Consider the following 17,275-nt stretch of genomic DNA (forward strand, 5'->3'; position numbering starts at 1 on the left):
CACGCGGGAGGCCACCATGCCTATACCGGCAGCGGGCTGCGCTCTGCAAAATGCCCGCGCCAATACGGGTAGTACGGATACGGCGGCTCCACCGCGCTCACCGCCTCCAGGCGCGCGCGTTGCGCGTCCGTCAGCGACCAGCCCACCGCACCCAGGTTCTGGCGCAGCTGGGTTTCGTCGCGCGCGCCGATCAGCACCGTGCTGACGGTGGGCCGCTGCAGCAGCCAGTTGATGGCGATCTGCGGCACGCTGTGCCCGGTCTCCTCGGCAATGGCGTCCAGCACATCGACAATGTCGAACAGGCGCTCATCGCTGATCGCCGGGCCCGCGGCGGCCGTCGCGTGCAGGCGGCTGGTGTCCGGCAGCGGTTGGCCGCGGCGCAGCTTGCCGGTCAGGCGGCCCCACCCCAGCGGACTCCACACCACTGCGCCCACGCCCTGGTCGATGCCCAGCGGCATCAGCTCCCATTCGTAGTCGCGCCCGGCCAGCGAGTAGTAGGTCTGGTTGGCCACGAAGCGGCTCCAGCCATGCGCGTCCGCCACAGATAACGACTTCATCAACTGCCAGCCGGCGTAGTTCGACGCGCCCAGATAGCGCACCTTTCCTGCACGCACCAGGTCGTCCAGCGTGGACAGGGTTTCCTCCATCGGCGTCATCGCATCGAAGGCATGCAGCTGCAGCAGATCGATATGGTCGGTGCGCAGGCGCCGCAACGAGGCATCCACCGCACGCAACAGGCGAAAGCGCGATGCTCCGGCATCGTTGGGCCCATCGCCCAGGCGCAGGCCGGTCTTGGTCGACAGGATCACCTGATCGCGGCGCCCCTGCAGCGCCTGGCCGAGAATCTCTTCGGAGGCACCGTCCGAATACACATCGGCGGTGTCGAACAGGTTCAGGCCCGCCTCCAGGCACAGATCGATCATGCGCTGCGCCTGCGCCACATCGGTATCGCCCCAGGCAGAAAACAGCGGCCCCTTGCCGCCGAAGGTGCCGGCACCCAGACCGAGCACCGGCACCTTGAAACCAGACCGGCCGAGAAAACGTGTGTCCATCGCACTACTCCCTGAAATCGAAAGAAAATCCACGCGCAGTGCCGGAGGATCGGCCACTGCGCGACGCCAGCCGCGACGGTCCGCTCGCCGGCGACCTGCGCCGATGGCGCCGATCGCGCAGGTCTGCCGGTTGCGCAAGTACTGCGCGCTGCGCCCGCAGGACCGAATCAACCCGCCTGCACGCAGACGCGCGGCGCAGCGGCACGCCGGCGTTGCAGCTGCACGCTCCACAACGCGATCCCCAGGCCCATCGCGCTCAACAACGCGGCAACCCACGGCGTGGCAACCAGGCCGGCATGGGTGGCGATCACCACACCGCCCAGCCAGGCGCCCACGGCATTGCCCAGATTGAACGCGGCGATATTGAGACTGGAGGCCAGGTTCTGGCCGGCACCACGCGCATGCTCGAGCACGCGCAGTTGCAGCGGCGCCACGGTGGCGAAGGCGGCCACGCCCAGCAGCCCGACGAACACCACCATCGCGGTCTTGTTGTGCAGGACCAGGCCCATCGCAGCGAGCACCACCACCAATGCCCCCAGGCTGCCCAGCAAGGCGGCGGTGGGGCGCCGGTCGGCCAGGCGCCCTCCCAGCAGATTGCCGACGATCATGCCGACACCGAAGACCAGCAACACCGGCGACACCGCGGTCTGCGCAAAACCGGTCACCTCCACCAGCAACGGCTGGATATAGGTAAACACCGCGAACACGCCGGCATAGCCCACCACCGTCATCGCCAGCGCCAGCACCACCTGCCCGCGCCCCAGCACTGTCACTTCCTGCCGCCATGACACCGCTGCGGCCGCGCCTGCGTTCGCCGGTACCCACAGCGCCACCGCGGCCGTGGCCAGCACGCCGACGCTCGCAACCGCCCAGAACGTCGCCCGCCAGCCCAGCTGCAGCCCCAGCCAGGCGCCGGCCGGCACCCCCAGCAGGGTGGCCACGGTCAACCCGGCAAACATCAGCGAGATTGCCGAGGCGCGGCGCTCGGCCGGGACCAGCGAGGTCGCCACCACCGCGCCCACGCCGAAGAAGGTGCCGTGCGCCAGCGAGGTCAGCACGCGCGCGACCATCAGGCTGGTGTAGTCCGGCGCCAGCGCGCAGGCCACGTTGCCCAGGGTGAAGATCGCCATCAACCCGACCAGCACCGCCTTGCGCGGCAAGCGCGCACTGGCCAGCGTCAGCACCGGCGCCCCGACGAACACGCCCAGCGCATAGCCGCTGATCAGCAGGCCGGCGGCGCTGAGCGACACGCCCAGGTCGGTGGCCACCTGCTGCAGCAGGCCCATGATCACGAACTCGGTGGTGCCGATGCCGAAGGCACCGATGGTCAGCGCCAGCAGCGCTGGCGGAAAGCGGGAAGAACGCACGGAAGCGGACATGGGCAGGGACCAGGGAAGACGACCCACAGCCTGCGCTCCGGCGTCCTAAGCAAAAACCCCTGCTATCCTGATTCACTATCAACCAATCATTGAGAATCGCATGGACCGCCTCGGCGACATCGCGCTGTTCCTGCGCGTGCTCGATTCCGGCTCGATCACCGCCGGTGCGCGCAGCCTGGACCTGTCGCTGGCGGTCGCCAGCCAGCGCCTGAAGCGGCTGGAACGCGAGCTGGGCGTGCGCCTGCTGCACCGGACCACGCGCCGGCTGCACCCCACACCCGAGGGCCAGCGCCTGGCCGAGCGCGGCCGCGTGCTGGTGCAGGATCTGGACGCGCTGGCCGACGACCTGCGCGAGAGCGCACACGCGGTCGGCGGCATCCTGCGCATGACCCTGTCGGCCTCGTTCGGGCGGCAATACGTGTCGCCGCTGCTGCCGGAATTCCAGGCCCGGCATCCGCGCGTGCACATCAGCGCGCATCTGAGCGACGACCTGGTGGACCTGGTCAAGCAAGGCTTCGATCTGGCGATCCGCATCGGCCCGCTGAACGACTCCGGGCTGGTGGCGCGGCGCATCGCCGACAACCGCCGCACCCTCGCCGCCTCGCCCGAGTATCTGCGGCGCCACGGCACCCCGCGCACGCCGGACGACCTGGCCGGGCATGCCGGCGTGCTGCTGATGGGCCGCGACGGCCGTCAGGACGTGTGGCGGTTGCAAACGCCGGAGGGCGGCCTGGTACGCGTGCGCATGCAAAGCCGCTTCGAAAGCAATTTCGGTGAGTTGATCCGCGACGCGGCCGTCGCCGGCCAGGGCATCGCGTTGCATTCGTACTGGCACATTGCCGAGGAACTGCGCGACGGCCGGTTGGTCGAGGTCCTCCCCGACTACCCGCCACCGACCACGCAGATCAACGCGGTGATGCCGGCCCGCCAGCTGCAGCCACCGCGCGTGCGCGCATTCGTGGAGTTTCTGCTGGAACGCCTGGGCGAGGTGCCGCCGTGGGAGCGTGTCGGTTGAACGCAAGTTTGGTGCTTGCGTCGGCCAGTGCTGGCTGGACGCGGGGCGATGCGTGGCTGCGACGTGACGTCTTGGAGAGCAGCCAATCTACGGCTTTGCGGATGGATCAGCTGTAGAGCGGGTGATCTGTGGCTTTACTGCATGCCCCTCGCCCACCCACCATCGCAGGACACGCCGCAAGTACGCCCGTGTAGGTTCTGGCGCGGCATCCATGCCGCTCACGGTCCCGCGACGGTGGCGGGCAAGGACCTGTCGGGATGGTCGGTGTGCAGGTGCAAGCAGTGCACGACGCGCGTTGTTCGAAAATCAGGTTGTCCGATACTGATGCGCCGGCTCAACGTCGCAACATTTGATGCACATCCGACGACAAGCGGCCTTTGATGCGATAACCGACCAACTTTCTAGTGCGGTGCCTCGCCGCTTGCGGGACCCTGGGCGGCATGGATGCCGCCCAGGAGCCTCCAGGGACGGATTCACGGCGTGTCCCGCAAGTGGCGAGGGCACCGCGCACTCGACTCACCGATCAACAAGGCACGCGTGACCAACACGTTGCCGCTGCCGATATAGAGTTTTGTCGCCGCTCTTAGCCCCCTGCACGCACCAAGCGCTTGTGCAAGCCGCGCCGCTGCGCCTCGCTGAGCAGATGCCCATGCGTGTTCAACAATCCCAGGATCTGCTGATGCGCTTGCGCTGTGCGACGCGCAAGTTCGGCCGTGGCGGCGGCCTCGAGCGCCTTCCAGTCGGCGGGGCGCGTCGGCGTGGGGATGGTCGAACGTTTTGCGGGCATGGGCGAGGCGATCACGGAAACAGACGCCCATGATACGGCGCGCGCGTGAGCGCCCTATCAGATCATGGCCGGCCTGTCGTGTTGAGGCGCTGGGCGTGCAAGCGCCTGAACGCGCGTGTCGGCGCCAACCGACGCTGTCGTGGCCTGCCGCTGCTGCGGACTGCCGGCTCCATGACATCCGGTCTTGTACGATCGACGGCATCGCGGCCAGGCCGCCTGGTGCCACTGCCGAGTCCTGCATGTCCGCCTTGACCGAGATGACCGACATCCTGCTGCGCCACGCCCCTGGCGATGGCATGCACGCCACCCGGATTGCCGGGCTGCAGATCATGTGCAGCGCCTCGCCGACCGTGTCGGTGCCCACGGTCTATACGCCGATGCTGTGCCTGGTGGCGCAAGGCCGCAAGCAGGCGATGCTGGGCGCGGCGGCGTATCTCTATCACCCGCAGATGTATCTGGTGGCCTCAGTGGATCTGCCGATCGTCGGTTCGGTGATCGAGGCCAGCGCCGCGCAGCCGTATCTGTGTTTCTGCCTGGATCTGGACACCGCCGTGCTGAGCGACCTGGCCGTCAGTCACCCGGAGCTGGTCGAGCCGCAACGCGATGCGGCGCAGGCCGGGTTGTTGCTCAACCACAGCACGCCGCCATTGCAGGACGCTGCAGTGCGGCTGGCGCGTCTGCTCGATCAACCCCAGGAGATTGCCGCGCTGGCACCGCTGGTGCTGCGCGAAGTGCTCTATCGCCTGATGGCCGATCCGGCCAATGCGGTGGTGCGCCAGATGGCCATTGCCGACAGCCGACTCAACCAGATTTCCAAAGCCATTGTCTGGCTGCGCGAGCATTACGCACAGCGCTTCCGTATCGAGCAGATTGCCGATCTGTCGGCAATGAGCCGCTCCACCTTTCATGCGCATTTCAAGGCGGTCACCTCGATGACGCCGCTGGAATATCGCTCGCATCTGCGCGTGCACGAAGCGCGCCGGCTGATGCTGGCCGAAGCGCTGAATGCCGCTGATGCCGGCTTCCGCGTCGGCTACGAGAGCGCCTCGCAATTCAGTCGCGACTACGCGCGCATTCTCGGCGCGCCGCCCGCACGTGACGCACAACGGTTGCGTGCCGGGGCACAGGCTGCGACACAAGCGGCGTAAGCCTGTCCGCGCGCAGTGGAGCGCAGTCACGCGCCCGCACCAAGCGACATGTATCACCGACGATGACGCGGCAGACCGCACCAGGTCATCGTTGAGCACCGTTCACTCGGCCGCGTACTGCGCCTCGCTGACCTGCTCCAGCCAGGTCACCGGCGAGCCATCCTGCGCTTCGGCGATGGCAATGTGCGACATTGCCACGGTCGCGTTGGCGCCGTGCCAGTGCTTGACGCCCGGCGGAATCCACACGATGTCGCCCGGGCGGATCTGCTGCGCCGGCTTGCCCCATTCCTGCACACGCCCGGCGCCGGCGGTGACGATCAGCGTCTGCCCCAACGGATGGGTGTGCCAGGCGGTGCGCGCGCCCGGCTCGAAGGTGACGGTGGCACCGCCCACCCGCGCCGGCGCATCGGCCTGGAAAGGCGCATCGATGCGCACGGTGCCGGTGAAATAGTCGGCCGGGCCGGCTGCAGATGCGGCGCCGCCGGCCTTGCTCACCCTGATCGCGTGTCGCTCTTCACCTGCGGGCGTGACGGCAGCCATCATCGACAGCGACATCGCGGTTGCAAACAGATTCATGGCCGTGCTCCTCGATTCAAGTGACTGCACTGTAGCGTGCAGGCGCACCGGCATTACCCAGGCAGCAGCGCATGCACCTAGAAACACAGCGCATCAATGCGGCCATGACCCGCCGGGTGTGGAGCCATCACGCACCATCGCGCATGATGCAGCCGCATGAATGGCATGCGGTGGAGTCGGCATTCGCAACCAATGGCGCGGGAAAACCTCAACGATCTGCAGGCCTTCGTCGCCGTGGCGCGCGAAGGCAGCTTCACCCGCGCCGCCGCGCAGCTTGGCGTCTCGCAATCGGCGCTGAGCCATACCGTGCGCGCACTGGAAGCACGTCTGGGCATCCGCCTGTTGACCCGCACCACGCGCAGCGTGTCGATGACCGAAGCCGGCGCACGCCTGTTCGACACCCTGGCTCCGCGGCTGCAGGAGATCGACCACGAACTGTCCGCGCTCACCGAATTCCGCGACACGCCGGCCGGTACCATCCGTATCACCACTACCGGCCACGCCGCCGACGCCTACATCTGGCCAGCGTTGTCGCAGGTGCTGCCCGACTATCCTGACCTCAGGATCGAGATCACCGTCGATTACGGGCTGGCCGATATCGTTGCCCAGCGCTACGACATCGGCATCCGGCTGGGTGGTCAGGTCGCCAAGGACATGGTCGCGGTGCCGATCAGCCCGATGCAGCGCATGGCGGTGGTGGCGGTGCCGGGCTACTTCGTGCACCACACCATCCCTGCTGCCCCGGCCGACCTGGCCAGGCACAACTGCATCGGCCTGCGCCTGCCCACCCACGGCGGCTTGCTGGTCTGGGACTTCGAAAAGGACGGGCACGAGGTCAAGGTCCGCGTGGACGGGCAATGGACCTTCAACGGCAGCAGCGCGGTGCTGCGTGCCGCACTGGCCGGCGGCGGACTCGCGTTCTTGCCGGAAACCATGGTATTGGAGCACCTCGCCGCCGGCCGGCTACGCCGCGTGCTGGAGGACTGGTGCGCCCCATTCGACGGCTATTACGCCTATTACCCCAGCCGCCGCCAAACCTCGAGCGCACTCAAGGTCGTGATCGACGCATTGCGGCACGATCCGGCGCGCTGACGCGTCCGTGTAGGAGCGTGCCTGCGCGCGACAGGGCTTTATCGGTAAAGCCCCGTCGCGCGCGGGCACGCTCCTACAACAGCGTCGGTTGGCGGCAGGTTTGAGGCTGGTGACCGACGTACTGCGGCACGCTCTGGTGCGTTGGAATGCTCGTGTAGGAGCGTGCCTGCGCGCGACGAGGCCTTATCGGTAAAGCTCCATCGCGCGCGGGCACGCTCCTACAGCAGCGCCGGTTGGCGGCAGGTTTGAGACTGGTGACCGACGCGTTGCGGCACGCTCTTGTTCGTTGGAATGCTCGTGTAGGAGCGTGCCTGCGCGCGACGAGGCTTTATCGGTAAAGCCCCGTCGCGCGCGGGCACGCTCCTACAACAGCGTCGGTTGGCGGCAGGTTTGAGACTGGTGACCGACGCGTTGCGGCACGCTCTGGTGCGTTGGAATGCTCGTGTAGGAGCGTGCCTGCGCGCGATGGGGCTTATCGGTAAAGCCCCATCGCGCGCGGGCACGCTCCTACAACCGCGTCGGTTGGCGGTCAGGATCGCCGGGGTTATTTACCGACCAGCTTCTGCCGCTCCGGGCCGTAACGCTCGCCGACAATCGCCACCGCATCCAGCGCCTGCTGGATGCGCGCAAGATCCTCGCTGTTCAAGGTCAATGCGGCGCCGCCCAGATTTTCTTCCAGGCGATGCCGCTTGGTGGTGCCGGGAAAGTGCAGAGCGAACACCTTGGGCGCGGTCGCCGGCCCTAACCATAGCTCAGGCCCATGCAGCCCAGGCCCAGCGCGGACACCACCGCCCTCCCATCCATCACGCTGCCTGCCGCCGCTAGAACCCGCTCGGCACCTCGCGCTTGCCTGCCGTGGTCACCGCTGGCGATTGCGGCCGATACGCGCGCAGGAACAGCGCCACCGCACTGGCAACATACGCGTGCGGCGTGGCGGCCGGTGCCTGCAATGGGTCGCCACGCAGCGCCGCATTGGCCGGCATCCCGGTCATCAATCCGAAGAAATGCACCGAGGCATCCGGCAGATTGTCGATGACCAGGCTGCCCTGCTCCACTTCGCGCGCCAGCACCGCACGCATCGTGGTGTCGTAGCGTTCGAAGCCCAGCGTCCACATCTCCTCGCGCATCTGGCTGGGCAGTGCCGGCGGCCGCACCAGTCCATACGCCGCGTCGCCCAGTGCATTGCTGGCCGCCATGCGCACGACCGCATCGGCGATGGCGAGCAGACGCACGGGCAACGGCCCGCGCATGTTCAACAGCGCCTCCCAGGGATTGGGCGATTGGTGCGCCAGCGCCTCCAATGTGGTGCGGAACAGCACCTCCTTGGAGGCGAAATGCGCATACACCGTGGCCTTGGACACCATCGCGCGCTCGGCGATGCTGTCCATGCTGGTCCTGTCGAAGCCCTGGCGTGGAAACAGCTCGCCTGCCGCGCGCAGAATCGCACCACGTTTGTCGTGCGGTGCATGCCTGGGTGCTGGCGGTTCGGCAACGGCGTCATCCACGTGGCTGCCCCGTTGCCGTCGTTGCCACCGCCGGCTCGGCCGACTGCAGCCAACCACCGCCCATCGCCTTGTAGAACGTCGCCAGATTGGTGAAGCGCGACAGCTGCGTGGTGATCAAGCTCTGCTGCGCGCTGTACAGCGAGCGCTGCGCATCCAGCGCCTGCAGGTAGCTGTCCACGCCGCGTTCGAAGCGCGCCTGCGACAGCCGGTAGCTGTCGGCGGTGGCATCGACCAGGGCCTGTTGCGCCTGCAATTGCCGGCCCAGGGTCTCGCGTTGCGCGAGCGCATCGGAAACCTCGCGGAATGCGCTCTGGATCGCCTTTTCGTATTGCGCCACCTCGATGTCGCGGTTGGCCTTGGCCATGTCCAGGTTGGCCCGGTTACGCCCGGCGTTGAAGATCGGCAGCGTCAGGGTGGGCACGAAGCTCCAGGCGCGGGTGCCGGAATCGAACAGGTTGGACAGGCTACTGCTGGACGAGCCGGTCGATGCGGTCAGGCTGATGCTGGGGAAGAACGCCGCGCGCGCCGCACCGATGTTGGCATTGGCCGCACGCAGGTTGCGCTCGGCCTCGAGGATATCCGGGCGACGCTGCAGCAACTGCGACGGCAAGCCGGCCGGCACGCTGGCCAGCACGTTGCCGTCCACGCTGGCGCCATCGGGCAAGGCCCGCGGCAACAGCTCCGCCGGCAGCTGCGTGCCGACCAGCAGCACCAGGGCGTTGCGGTCCTGCGCCACCTGCGCGGTATAGCGCTCCACGTCAACGCGCGCGGTTTCCACCGTGGTCTGCGCCTGGCGCAAGGTGAGCTGCGAAGCCACACCCAGCTCGAAACTGCGTTGCTGCAGGCGATAACTGTCGCCCTGGCTGCTCAAGGTGGACTGCGCCAGCTGCAGCAACTGCTGATCGGCCGCCAGCGTCAGATAGGCGGTGGCCACTTCGGCCACCAGGCTGATATGGGCGCTGCGGCGTGCCTCGGCGGTGGACAGGAACTGTTGCAGCGCCTGTTCCTTGAGGCTGCGCACACGCCCGAACAGATCCAGCTCGTACGCACTGACGCCGATGTTGGCGCTGTAGGTCCGGAACACCTGCGGCTGGCCTGGAATGGCCAGCTCCGACGGCGTGCGCGCGTTATTGGCGGTGCCGGTGCCCTGCACGGCGGGCAGCAGCGCAGCGCGCTCCACCCGGTACTGCGCACGTGCCACCTCGATGTTGAGTGCGGCCACGCGCAGGTCGCGATTGTTCTCCAATGCCAGCGCGATCACCTGCTGTAGCGCCGGGTCGGTGAACACCTGCCGCCAGCCGATGCTGGCGATATCGACCGCCGGCTCGGGGCTGGCGGCAGCGGTGGTATTGGATGCCGTCGCGAGCTCGGTGCCGGCAAAACGCTCGGGCACCGGTGCGTCGGGCCGTGCATAGCGCGGCATCAGGGTGCATCCGGACAGCACGCCGGCCACCGCCATCGCGGTCAATGTCATGCGGATCGGTGTCATCTCAGTGTCCTGCCGGTTGCGGTGCGGGCGAAGTGGGCTGTGCGCGGCGCTTGAACAAGCCGCTGATCAGCACGAAGAACAACGGCACGAAGAAGATCGCCAGGATCGTGCCGGACAACATGCCGCCGATCACCGCGGTGCCCAAGGCGTGCTGTGCGCCTGCACCGGCACCACTGCCGAGCACCAGCGGCACCACGCCCAGGATGAAGGCCAGCGATGTCATCAGGATCGGCCGCAGGCGCATGCGCGCCGCTTCCAGTGCCGCTGCGACCAGGCTCTTGCCGCTTTCGTGCAGTTCCTTGGCAAATTCCACGATCAGGATCGCGTTTTTCGATGCCAGGCCAATCGTGGTGAGCAGGCCTACCTGGAAGTACACATCGTTCATTTTCCAGGTCAGCAGTGCGCCCAGCAGCGTGCCGAATACGCCCAGCGGCACCACCAGGATCACCGAGAACGGAATCGCCCAGCTTTCGTACAACGCGGCCAGACACAGGAACACGATCAGGATCGACAGCCCGTACAACAGCCCGGTCTGGCCGGTCGAGGATTTTTCCTGCCGCGACAACCCGGTCCACTCGTAGCCGATGCCCGGCGGCAACTTGGCCGCCGCCGCTTCCACGATCTGCATCGCCTCGCCGCTGGAGGCCGCACCGGGCATCGCCATGCCCAGGATCTCCACCGACGGCACGCTGTTGTAACGCTCCAACCGCGGCGAGCCCGATTGCCAGCTGGCAGTGGCGAAGGCGTTGAACGGCACCATCGTGCCGGCGCTGTTGCGCACGAACCAGCGGTCGATGTCCTGCGGATTCATGCGGTACGCCGCATCGGCCTGCAGCATCACCTTCTTGACGCGGCCCTTGTCGATGAAGTCGTTGACGTAGGTACTGCCCCAGGCGCTGGAGAAGGTGTTGTTGATATCGGCGATCGACACGCCCATGGCCTGCGCCTTGTGCGAATCGATTTCCAGCTTGAACTCGGGCGTGTCTTCCTGCCCGTTCGGGCGCACCGCCACCAGCCGCTTGTCCTGCGACAGCTCGGCCAGCAGTTGATCGCGTGCCTGCATCAAGGCGGCGTGGCCGAGGTTGGCGCGGTCCTGCAGCATCAGGTCGAAGCCGGTCGCATTGCCCAGCTCCGACACCGCCGGCGGTGCGAACGCAAACACCTTGGCATCGCGAATGGTGCTGAAGAACGCACCTGCCTTGCCCGCCACGTCGGTGACGCTCTGGCCCTTGCCGGTGCGCTCGTCCCACGGCCGCAACTTGACGAAGGCAAAGCCCACGTTCTGGCCGGTACCGGCAAAGCTGAAACCGGAGACCGCAAAGATGCCGGCGACCGAGTCCTTCTGATCGACCAGGAAGTGATGCTCCACCTGCTTGAGCACCTCGCCGGTGCGCGCATCGGTGGCACCGGGCGGCAATTGCACCAGCACGAACAGCGTGCCCTGGTCCTCGTCCGGCAGGAAGCCCACCGGCAGCTTCATGAAGCCGAACACCACCAGCGCCAGCAACACCGCATAGGCCAGCATGTAGCGCCAGCCCTTGCCCAGCATGTGCCGCACCACGCCCTGGTAACCGGTGTTGCCGCGATCGAACAGGCGGTTGAACCAGCCGAAGAAGCCGGTGGTCGCCAGACCATGGCCCTTCTCCACCGGCTTGAGCAAGGTGGCGCACAGGGCCGGGGTCAGGATCATCGCCACCAGCACCGACAAGGTCATGGCAGAAACAATCGTGATCGAGAACTGCCGGTAGATCACACCGGTGGAACCGCCGAAGAACGCCATCGGCACGAACACCGCGGCCAGCACCAGGGCCACGCCGACCAGCGCGCCGGAGATCTGGTCCATCGACTTGCGCGTGGCGTCCCTGGGCGACAACTGCTCCTCGCCCATCACGCGTTCGACGTTTTCCACCACCACGATGGCATCGTCCACCAGCAGGCCGATCGCCAGCACCATCGCGAACATGGTCAGCGTGTTGATGGTGAAGCCGAACGCCGCCAGCACGCCGAAGGTGCCGAGCAACACCACCGGCACCGCGATGGTCGGTATCAGGGTCGCGCGAAAATTCTGCAGGAACAGGTACATCACCAGAAACACCAGCACCACCGCCTCGATCAGCGTATGCACCACCTGCTCGATGGAGATGCGCACGAACGGCGTGGTGTCGTACGGCTTTTGCACCTTCATGCCGGGCGGGAAGAATTTCTCCTGCTCCTCCAGGCTCTTGTCGATCGCGCGCACCGTATCCAGCGCATTGGCGCCGGTGGCCAGCTTGATCGCCAGACCGGCGGCCGGCTTGCCGTTGTAGCGGCCCACCGTGTTGTAGCTCTCGCTGCCCAGCTCGATGCGCGCCACATCGCGCAGGCGCACCTGCGAGCCATCGGACTGCGTGCGCAGCAGGATGTTCTCGAACTCCTCGGCGGTCTTCAGCCGGGTCTGCGCGGTGATGGTGGCATTGAGCTGCTGGTTGGGCACCGCCGGCAACGCGCCCAGCTGGCCGGCCGACACCTGCGCGTTCTGCGCCTGGATCGCAGTGCGCACATCCACCGGGGTCAGGCTGAAGTTGTTCAACTTGTTCGGGTCCATCCATACCCGCATCGCGTACTGCGAGCCGAACAAGGTGGTGTCGCCCACGCCTTCGACGCGGCTGATGGTTTCCTGCACGTTGGCAGCCACGTAATCGGACAGGTCCGAATCGCTCATGCTGCCGTCTTCGGAAGTGAAGGCCAGCACGTTGAGGAAGTTGGTGGCCGACTTGGTCACCGTCACGCCCTGCTGCTGCACTTCCTGCGGCAACAACGGCGTGGCCAGCGACAACTTGTTCTGCACCTGCACCTGCGCGGTGTCCGGGTCGGTGCCGTTGTCGAAGGTCAGCGTGATGGTCACCGCACCGCTGGATTCGCTGGTGGAGGCCATGTAGCTGAGGTGGTCCAGCCCCTTCATCTTCTGCTCGATGACCTGGGTGACGGTGTCTTCCAGGGTCTGCGCCGAGGCGCCCGGATAGTTGGCGGTGATGGCGACGGCGGGCGGCGCGATGCTGGGGTATTGCGCAATCGGCAAGGTGGCGATGGACAGGATGCCGGCCAGCATCACGATGATGGCCAACACCCAGGCGAAGATCGGACGATCGATGAAGAAGCGTGCCATGACGTGTGATCCCGCCTCAGTTGGCCGCACGCGGTGCGGTCGGGGCGGAAGGCGTGCCGGCAGCATTGCCAGCACCGGCGGCAGGCTTGCCCTTGGGCTGCCACGGCACGGTCTTGACCTCGATGCCGTCGCGGGCGCGCGAGACGCCTTCGACCACCAGTTGCTCGCCGGCCTTCAGGCCGCTGCGCACCAGCCACTGGTCGCCGACTTCGCGGTCGGTGTCCAGTACGCGCAGTTGCAGCTTGTGATCGGCACCGACCACGAACGCGGTCGGCTTGCCGGCGCCATTGCGCGAGACCGCCTGCTGCGGCACCAGCACGCCCTGCTCCTTGATGCCCTCCTGCAGCACCGCGCGCACATACATGCCCGGCAACAACTCCGCATTCGGGTTCGGGAACACCGCGCGCAGGGTGATCGAGCCGGTGTTCTGGTCGACGGTGACATCGGAAAACGCCAGGTGGCCCTGCAGCGGATAGGTGCTGCCGTCTTCCAGCAACAGCGACACCTTGGCCGCATCGTCGCCGGCCTTCTCCAGCTCGCCGCGCGCCATCGCCTGCTTCAGGCGTAGCAAGGCCGCGCTGGGCTGGGTGACGTCGATGTAGATCGGGTCCAGCTGCTGGATGGTGGTCAGCGCGGTGGCCTGGTTGGCGGTCACCAAGGCGCCCGGGGTGACGCTGGAGCGGCCGATGCGGCCGGAGATCGGCGCGTCCAGGCGCGCGAAGGCCAGGTTGATGCGCGCGGTTTCCACGCTGGCCTTGCCGGCGGCCACGTCGGCCTCGGCCTGGCCCAGTGCAGCGGCGGTGTCGTCGCCGTCCTGCTGGCTGATCGCCTTGATCTGCACCAGTTCGGTGTAGCGCTCGGCCTTGAGCCTGGCGGTGCGCAGGTTGGCCTGCGCCTTGGCCAGGGTGGCCTGGGCGCTGGCATAGCTGGCGCGGTAGGTCGCCGGATCGATCTGGTACAGCGTCTGCCCGGCCTTGACGTCGCCGCCCTCGGTGAACTGGCGCGACTGCACGATGCCGCCCACCTGTGGGCGAACTTCGGCGATCAGGTAGGGAACCGTGCGCCCGGGGAGCTCGGTGGTCAGGGTCACCGGCTGCGGCCTGACGGTCAGCACGCCCATTTCGGGCATGCCCTCCGCCGGCGGCGGTCCGCCCGGCGGGCTGCCGCAGGCACTGAGCAGGAGGGTGGCTGCAACAGCAGCAGCAAGCAAGGGCAGGCGAAACGAAGCATGAGGACGCACGGGAGGTCTCCGACGGAACGCAGGATGGTTAAATCTAAACGGTACGGTTCGGTATCCTAATGAGCGCGTCCGTGGCCGTCAAGCATTCCTGCCCAGTCGGTATACTTAACTGCCCAAGGGAGTCAGTTGATGCGGGTCAGAACCGAAGGAAAACGCGACGCCATCGTGCAGGCGGCCAGCGAGGTGTTCCTCGAACTGGGCTTCGAAGGCGCCTCGATGTCGCAGATCGCCGCCCGCGTCGGCGGCTCCAAGCGCACGCTCTACGGCTATTTCCCGTCCAAGGATGAGCTGTTTGTGGCGTTTGCCAAGGACATGTCCGACCGCTACATCGACCCGCTGCTGGACGCGCTTTCGCAGAGCAACGGCCCGGTCGCCGAGACCCTGCAGCGCTTCGGCGAGGACATCCTCAGCTTCCTGTGCGCGCCCAGCTCGATCACCATCTGGCAGACCATCATCGGCGTGTCGGGGCGGTCGGACGTGGGCGCGTTGTTCTTCAATTCCGGCCCGGAAGAAGGCGTGCAGCGCATGGCCGACTATCTGCAGACGCAGATGGATCGCGGCGTGATCCGCTGCGCCGACGTCCTGATCGCGGCCAGGCAGTTCGGCGGGCTGCTGGAGGCGGAAACCCTGATGCCCTGCCTGTTCGGCGCACTCAAGAACCCCTCGCCCGCGTATCTGCGCGAGGCGACGCAGCGCGCGGTCGCCCTGTTTCTGGCGGGCTACGGCAGCAAGACCGACGCCGCGGCGTGATGCGCGGTGGTGTCTGATACCTTGGGTTAAGCGATGCGTCGCTAGCGACGTCACTGATGCGCGTGCATGGCACTCGCACGTCGGGTTTTGTCAGCCGCTCTAAGTAAACCGCCCTGCGTTTTGGCTGGCGATCCTTACTCGGCCACCGCGCACTTGGCGCACAGGCCGTGCACTTCCAGGGTCTGCGCCTGCGGCTGGAAACCCAGCGCCTTGGCGCGCGCTTCCAGTTGCGCCACCACCTCACGGTCTTCCAGCTCCACCGCGCTGTGGCAGCGGTCGCAGATCAGGAACGGCACCGAGTGCTGGGCGCTGTTGGGGTGGTGGCAGGCGACGAAGGCATTGACCGATTCGAGCTTGTGCACGAAGCCGTTGGCCATCAGGAAATCCAGCGCGCGGTACACCGTGGGCGGGGCGTCGGCACCGACGCCCTTGCCTTCGCGCACCCAGTCCAGCAGCTCATAGGCCTTGACCGGCTTGCCGGCGTCGGCAATCAGCCGCAGCACATTGGCGCGGATCGGCGTCAGCCGCAGGCCGCGCTCGCTGCAGGCACGCTCCACCGCGCGTACGAAGCCGTTGGCATCGTCGACATGGTGATGCGGGGCTGTGCAGGCGTGTTCCTGATCGTGCGTCTGGGTGTGCGTATGCTTGGTCATACAGGCTCCGGCGGTCAGCCCGCCCCTATCTTGATGAGTGCGGCATCGATGCGTTTCAAGGCGCCTTCGCGTCCGGCCAGGTACACGGTCTGCGAAATGTCCGGGCTGACCTGGGTGCCGGTGATGGCCACCCGCAGCGGCTGGGCCACCTTGCCCATGCCCAGCTCCAGCGCGGCGGCCGCGTCGTGCAGCGCGGCCGAGACGGTCTCCACGCTCCATTCGCTCTGTGCCGCCAGCAGTTCGCGCGCCTTGCCCAGCGGCACTTCCGCGCCCAGCTTGAGGTGCTTCATCACCGCCGCCTCGTCGTAGGTTTCCAGCGGCTGGTACCAGACCACGGCTTTTTCGGCCATGTCCTTCAAGGTCTGCACGCGCTCGCGCAGTGCCACCACCACGTCGGCGGCGGCCGGGCCTGCGGCCACATCGATGCCGAGCCGGGCGAGCTGGTATTCCAGTTGCGGGGCGATGCTGGCTGGGTCGTCGGTCTTGAGGTAATGCTGGTTGACCCAGCCCAACTTGGCCATGTCCAGGCGCGCGGCCTTGGAATTGACGTCCTTGACGTCGAACAGGTCGAGCAATTCCTGGCGACTGAACAACTCCTGGTCGCCGTGCGACCAACCCAGACGTGCCAGGTAGTTGATCAGCGCATGCGGCAGGTAGCCGGCGTCCTTGTACTGCATCACGTCGGCCGCGCCGGTGCGCTTGGACAGCTTGGCGCCCTGCTCGTCCAGGATCATCGGCATGTGCGCGAACTTGGGAACAGTCGCCCCCAGCGCCTCATAGATGTTGATCTGGCGCGGGGTGTTGTTGATGTGGTCATCGCCGCGGATCACCTCGGTGATGCCCATGTCCCAATCGTCCACCACCACCGCGAAGTTGTAGGTGGGGAAGCCGTCCGGGCGGAAGATCACCATGTCGTCGAGCTCGCTGTTGGCAATCTCGATGACGCCCTTGATCAGGTCGTCGAACACCACCGTGCCGCCGACCGGGTTCTTGAAGCGGATGACCCGGTTGGGGTCGTCGCGGTACGGCAGGTTCTGCTCGCGGGCGGCGCCGTTGTAGCGCGGCTTTTCCTGCCGGGCCATGGCGGCCTCGCGCATGGCGTCGAGTTCTTCGCGGGTTTCGTAGGCGTAATAGGCCTTGCCCTGCGCCAGCAGTTGCTCGGCCACCTCCTGGTAGCGGGCCACGCGCTGGGTCTGGTAGATCGGGCCTTCGTCATAGTCCAGGCCCAGCCAGTCCATCGCCTCCAGGATGGCGTCGATCGCGGCCTGGGTGCTGCGCTCACGGTCGGTGTCTTCGATGCGCAGCACGAACTGCCCGCCGCGACGGCGCGCCTCCAGCCAGCAATACAGCGCGGTGCGGGCGCCGCCGATGTGCAGGTAACCGGTGGGGCTGGGGGCAAAGCGGGTGCGGCAGGTCATGGAGCGCTCGGCGAAACGGGGATCGG

The 17,275-nt window shown here is 67.0% G+C and carries 14 protein-coding genes and 1 pseudogene; 4 read left to right on the forward strand and 11 right to left on the reverse strand.

Annotation, left to right across the window (positions count from 1 at the left end; translation table 11 throughout):
• Nucleotides 1–20: 20 nt before the first annotated feature.
• Both EO141_RS09755 and EO141_RS09760 read right to left on the reverse strand, forming a co-directional pair.
• Nucleotides 21–1,052, reverse strand: coding sequence for an aldo/keto reductase (locus EO141_RS09755; protein ID WP_127169077.1), 1,032 nt, complete (start codon nt 1,050–1,052; stop codon nt 21–23).
• A 167-nt stretch (nt 1,053–1,219) separates the two neighbouring features.
• Nucleotides 1,220–2,431 carry an MFS transporter gene (locus EO141_RS09760; protein ID WP_127169078.1) on the reverse strand — a complete coding sequence of 404 codons (1,212 nt, stop codon included), beginning with the start codon at nt 2,429–2,431 and terminating at the stop codon, nt 1,220–1,222.
• Between the two features lie 100 nt (nt 2,432–2,531).
• On the opposite strand from EO141_RS09760, the gene EO141_RS09765 reads away from it, so the two are divergent.
• Nucleotides 2,532–3,446: a LysR family transcriptional regulator gene (locus EO141_RS09765; protein WP_126969487.1), complete on the forward strand. Its 915-nt coding sequence runs from the start codon at nt 2,532–2,534 to the stop codon at nt 3,444–3,446.
• Nucleotides 3,447–4,029: 583 nt separating this feature from the next.
• On the opposite strand, the gene EO141_RS09775 is transcribed toward EO141_RS09765, so the two are convergent.
• Complete coding sequence (locus EO141_RS09775) at nt 4,030–4,233, reverse strand: hypothetical protein (RefSeq protein WP_104581868.1); 204 nt, start codon at nt 4,231–4,233, stop codon at nt 4,030–4,032.
• Between the two features lie 239 nt (nt 4,234–4,472).
• Here EO141_RS09775 and EO141_RS09780 point away from each other — a divergent pair, with 239 nt between their 5' ends.
• On the forward strand, nt 4,473–5,381 hold the full coding sequence (locus EO141_RS09780; protein WP_127169079.1) for an AraC family transcriptional regulator: 909 nt from the start codon (nt 4,473–4,475) through the stop codon (nt 5,379–5,381).
• Nucleotides 5,382–5,483: 102 nt separating this feature from the next.
• On the opposite strand, the gene EO141_RS09785 is transcribed toward EO141_RS09780, so the two are convergent.
• Nucleotides 5,484–5,957 carry a cupin domain-containing protein gene (locus EO141_RS09785; RefSeq protein WP_164739142.1) on the reverse strand — a complete coding sequence of 158 codons (474 nt, stop codon included), beginning with the start codon at nt 5,955–5,957 and terminating at the stop codon, nt 5,484–5,486.
• Nucleotides 5,958–6,149: 192 nt separating this feature from the next.
• Here EO141_RS09785 and EO141_RS09790 point away from each other — a divergent pair, with 192 nt between their 5' ends.
• On the forward strand, nt 6,150–7,049 hold the full coding sequence (locus EO141_RS09790) for a LysR family transcriptional regulator (protein WP_127169080.1): 900 nt from the start codon (nt 6,150–6,152) through the stop codon (nt 7,047–7,049).
• A 544-nt stretch (nt 7,050–7,593) separates the two neighbouring features.
• On the opposite strand, the pseudogene EO141_RS09795 reads toward EO141_RS09790, so the two are convergent.
• The 5 genes and pseudogenes from EO141_RS09795 to EO141_RS09815 form a co-directional block, all read right to left on the reverse strand.
• Nucleotides 7,594–7,752: pseudogene (locus EO141_RS09795) on the reverse strand (aldo/keto reductase); the annotation flags it as partial.
• A gap of 118 nt (nt 7,753–7,870) precedes the next feature.
• Nucleotides 7,871–8,554 (reverse strand): TetR/AcrR family transcriptional regulator, encoded by a 684-nt coding sequence (locus EO141_RS09800; protein WP_127169081.1) that lies wholly within the window; start codon nt 8,552–8,554, stop codon nt 7,871–7,873.
• On the reverse strand, nt 8,547–10,043 hold the full coding sequence (locus EO141_RS09805) for an efflux transporter outer membrane subunit (protein ID WP_127169082.1): 1,497 nt from the start codon (nt 10,041–10,043) through the stop codon (nt 8,547–8,549). Before EO141_RS09805 ends, EO141_RS09800 begins: the two co-directional genes overlap by 8 nt.
• 1 nt (nt 10,044) lies before the next feature.
• Nucleotides 10,045–13,188, reverse strand: coding sequence for an efflux RND transporter permease subunit (locus EO141_RS09810; RefSeq protein WP_104581863.1), 3,144 nt, complete (start codon nt 13,186–13,188; stop codon nt 10,045–10,047).
• Nucleotides 13,189–13,204: 16 nt separating this feature from the next.
• Nucleotides 13,205–14,428, reverse strand: coding sequence for an efflux RND transporter periplasmic adaptor subunit (locus tag EO141_RS09815; protein WP_104648088.1), 1,224 nt, complete (start codon nt 14,426–14,428; stop codon nt 13,205–13,207).
• Between the two features lie 129 nt (nt 14,429–14,557).
• Here EO141_RS09815 and EO141_RS09820 point away from each other — a divergent pair, with 129 nt between their 5' ends.
• Nucleotides 14,558–15,178 (forward strand): TetR/AcrR family transcriptional regulator, encoded by a 621-nt coding sequence (locus EO141_RS09820; RefSeq protein WP_104581861.1) that lies wholly within the window; start codon nt 14,558–14,560, stop codon nt 15,176–15,178.
• A 134-nt stretch (nt 15,179–15,312) separates the two neighbouring features.
• Here EO141_RS09820 and EO141_RS09825 read toward each other — a convergent pair whose 3' ends face one another.
• Entirely contained in the window at nt 15,313–15,831 is a 519-nt protein-coding gene (locus tag EO141_RS09825) for a transcriptional repressor (protein WP_016902320.1), read from the reverse strand.
• Nucleotides 15,832–15,845: 14 nt separating this feature from the next.
• Nucleotides 15,846–17,249, reverse strand: a complete 1,404-nt coding sequence (gene gltX / locus EO141_RS09830) for a glutamate--tRNA ligase (RefSeq protein WP_115677746.1) — start codon at nt 17,247–17,249, stop codon at nt 15,846–15,848.
• Nucleotides 17,250–17,275: the final 26 nt, after the last annotated feature.

This window comes from Xanthomonas sp. BRIP62415 (assembly GCF_003993515.1).
GTDB lineage: Bacteria > Pseudomonadota > Gammaproteobacteria > Xanthomonadales > Xanthomonadaceae > Xanthomonas > Xanthomonas euroxanthea.

What these genes read in the sequence shown, in the direction of transcription:
- EO141_RS09775 (WP_104581868.1), bottom strand. Translation starts at nt 4,233, where the DNA reads ATGCCCGCAAAACGTTCGACCATCCCCACGCCGACGCGCCCCGCCGAC.
- EO141_RS09760 (WP_127169078.1), bottom strand. Translation starts at nt 2,431, where the DNA reads ATGTCCGCTTCCGTGCGTTCTTCCCGCTTTCCGCCAGCGCTGCTGGCG.
- EO141_RS09785 (WP_164739142.1), bottom strand. Translation starts at nt 5,957, where the DNA reads ATGAATCTGTTTGCAACCGCGATGTCGCTGTCGATGATGGCTGCCGTC.
- EO141_RS09810 (WP_104581863.1), bottom strand. Translation starts at nt 13,188, where the DNA reads ATGGCACGCTTCTTCATCGATCGTCCGATCTTCGCCTGGGTGTTGGCC.
- EO141_RS09825 (WP_016902320.1), bottom strand. Translation starts at nt 15,831, where the DNA reads ATGACCAAGCATACGCACACCCAGACGCACGATCAGGAACACGCCTGC.
- EO141_RS09780 (WP_127169079.1), top strand. Translation starts at nt 4,473, where the DNA reads ATGTCCGCCTTGACCGAGATGACCGACATCCTGCTGCGCCACGCCCCT.
- EO141_RS09765 (WP_126969487.1), top strand. Translation starts at nt 2,532, where the DNA reads ATGGACCGCCTCGGCGACATCGCGCTGTTCCTGCGCGTGCTCGATTCC.
- EO141_RS09790 (WP_127169080.1), top strand. Translation starts at nt 6,150, where the DNA reads ATGGCGCGGGAAAACCTCAACGATCTGCAGGCCTTCGTCGCCGTGGCG.
- EO141_RS09755 (WP_127169077.1), bottom strand. Translation starts at nt 1,052, where the DNA reads ATGGACACACGTTTTCTCGGCCGGTCTGGTTTCAAGGTGCCGGTGCTC.
- gltX (WP_115677746.1), bottom strand. Translation starts at nt 17,249, where the DNA reads ATGACCTGCCGCACCCGCTTTGCCCCCAGCCCCACCGGTTACCTGCAC.
- EO141_RS09820 (WP_104581861.1), top strand. Translation starts at nt 14,558, where the DNA reads ATGCGGGTCAGAACCGAAGGAAAACGCGACGCCATCGTGCAGGCGGCC.
- EO141_RS09805 (WP_127169082.1), bottom strand. Translation starts at nt 10,043, where the DNA reads ATGACACCGATCCGCATGACATTGACCGCGATGGCGGTGGCCGGCGTG.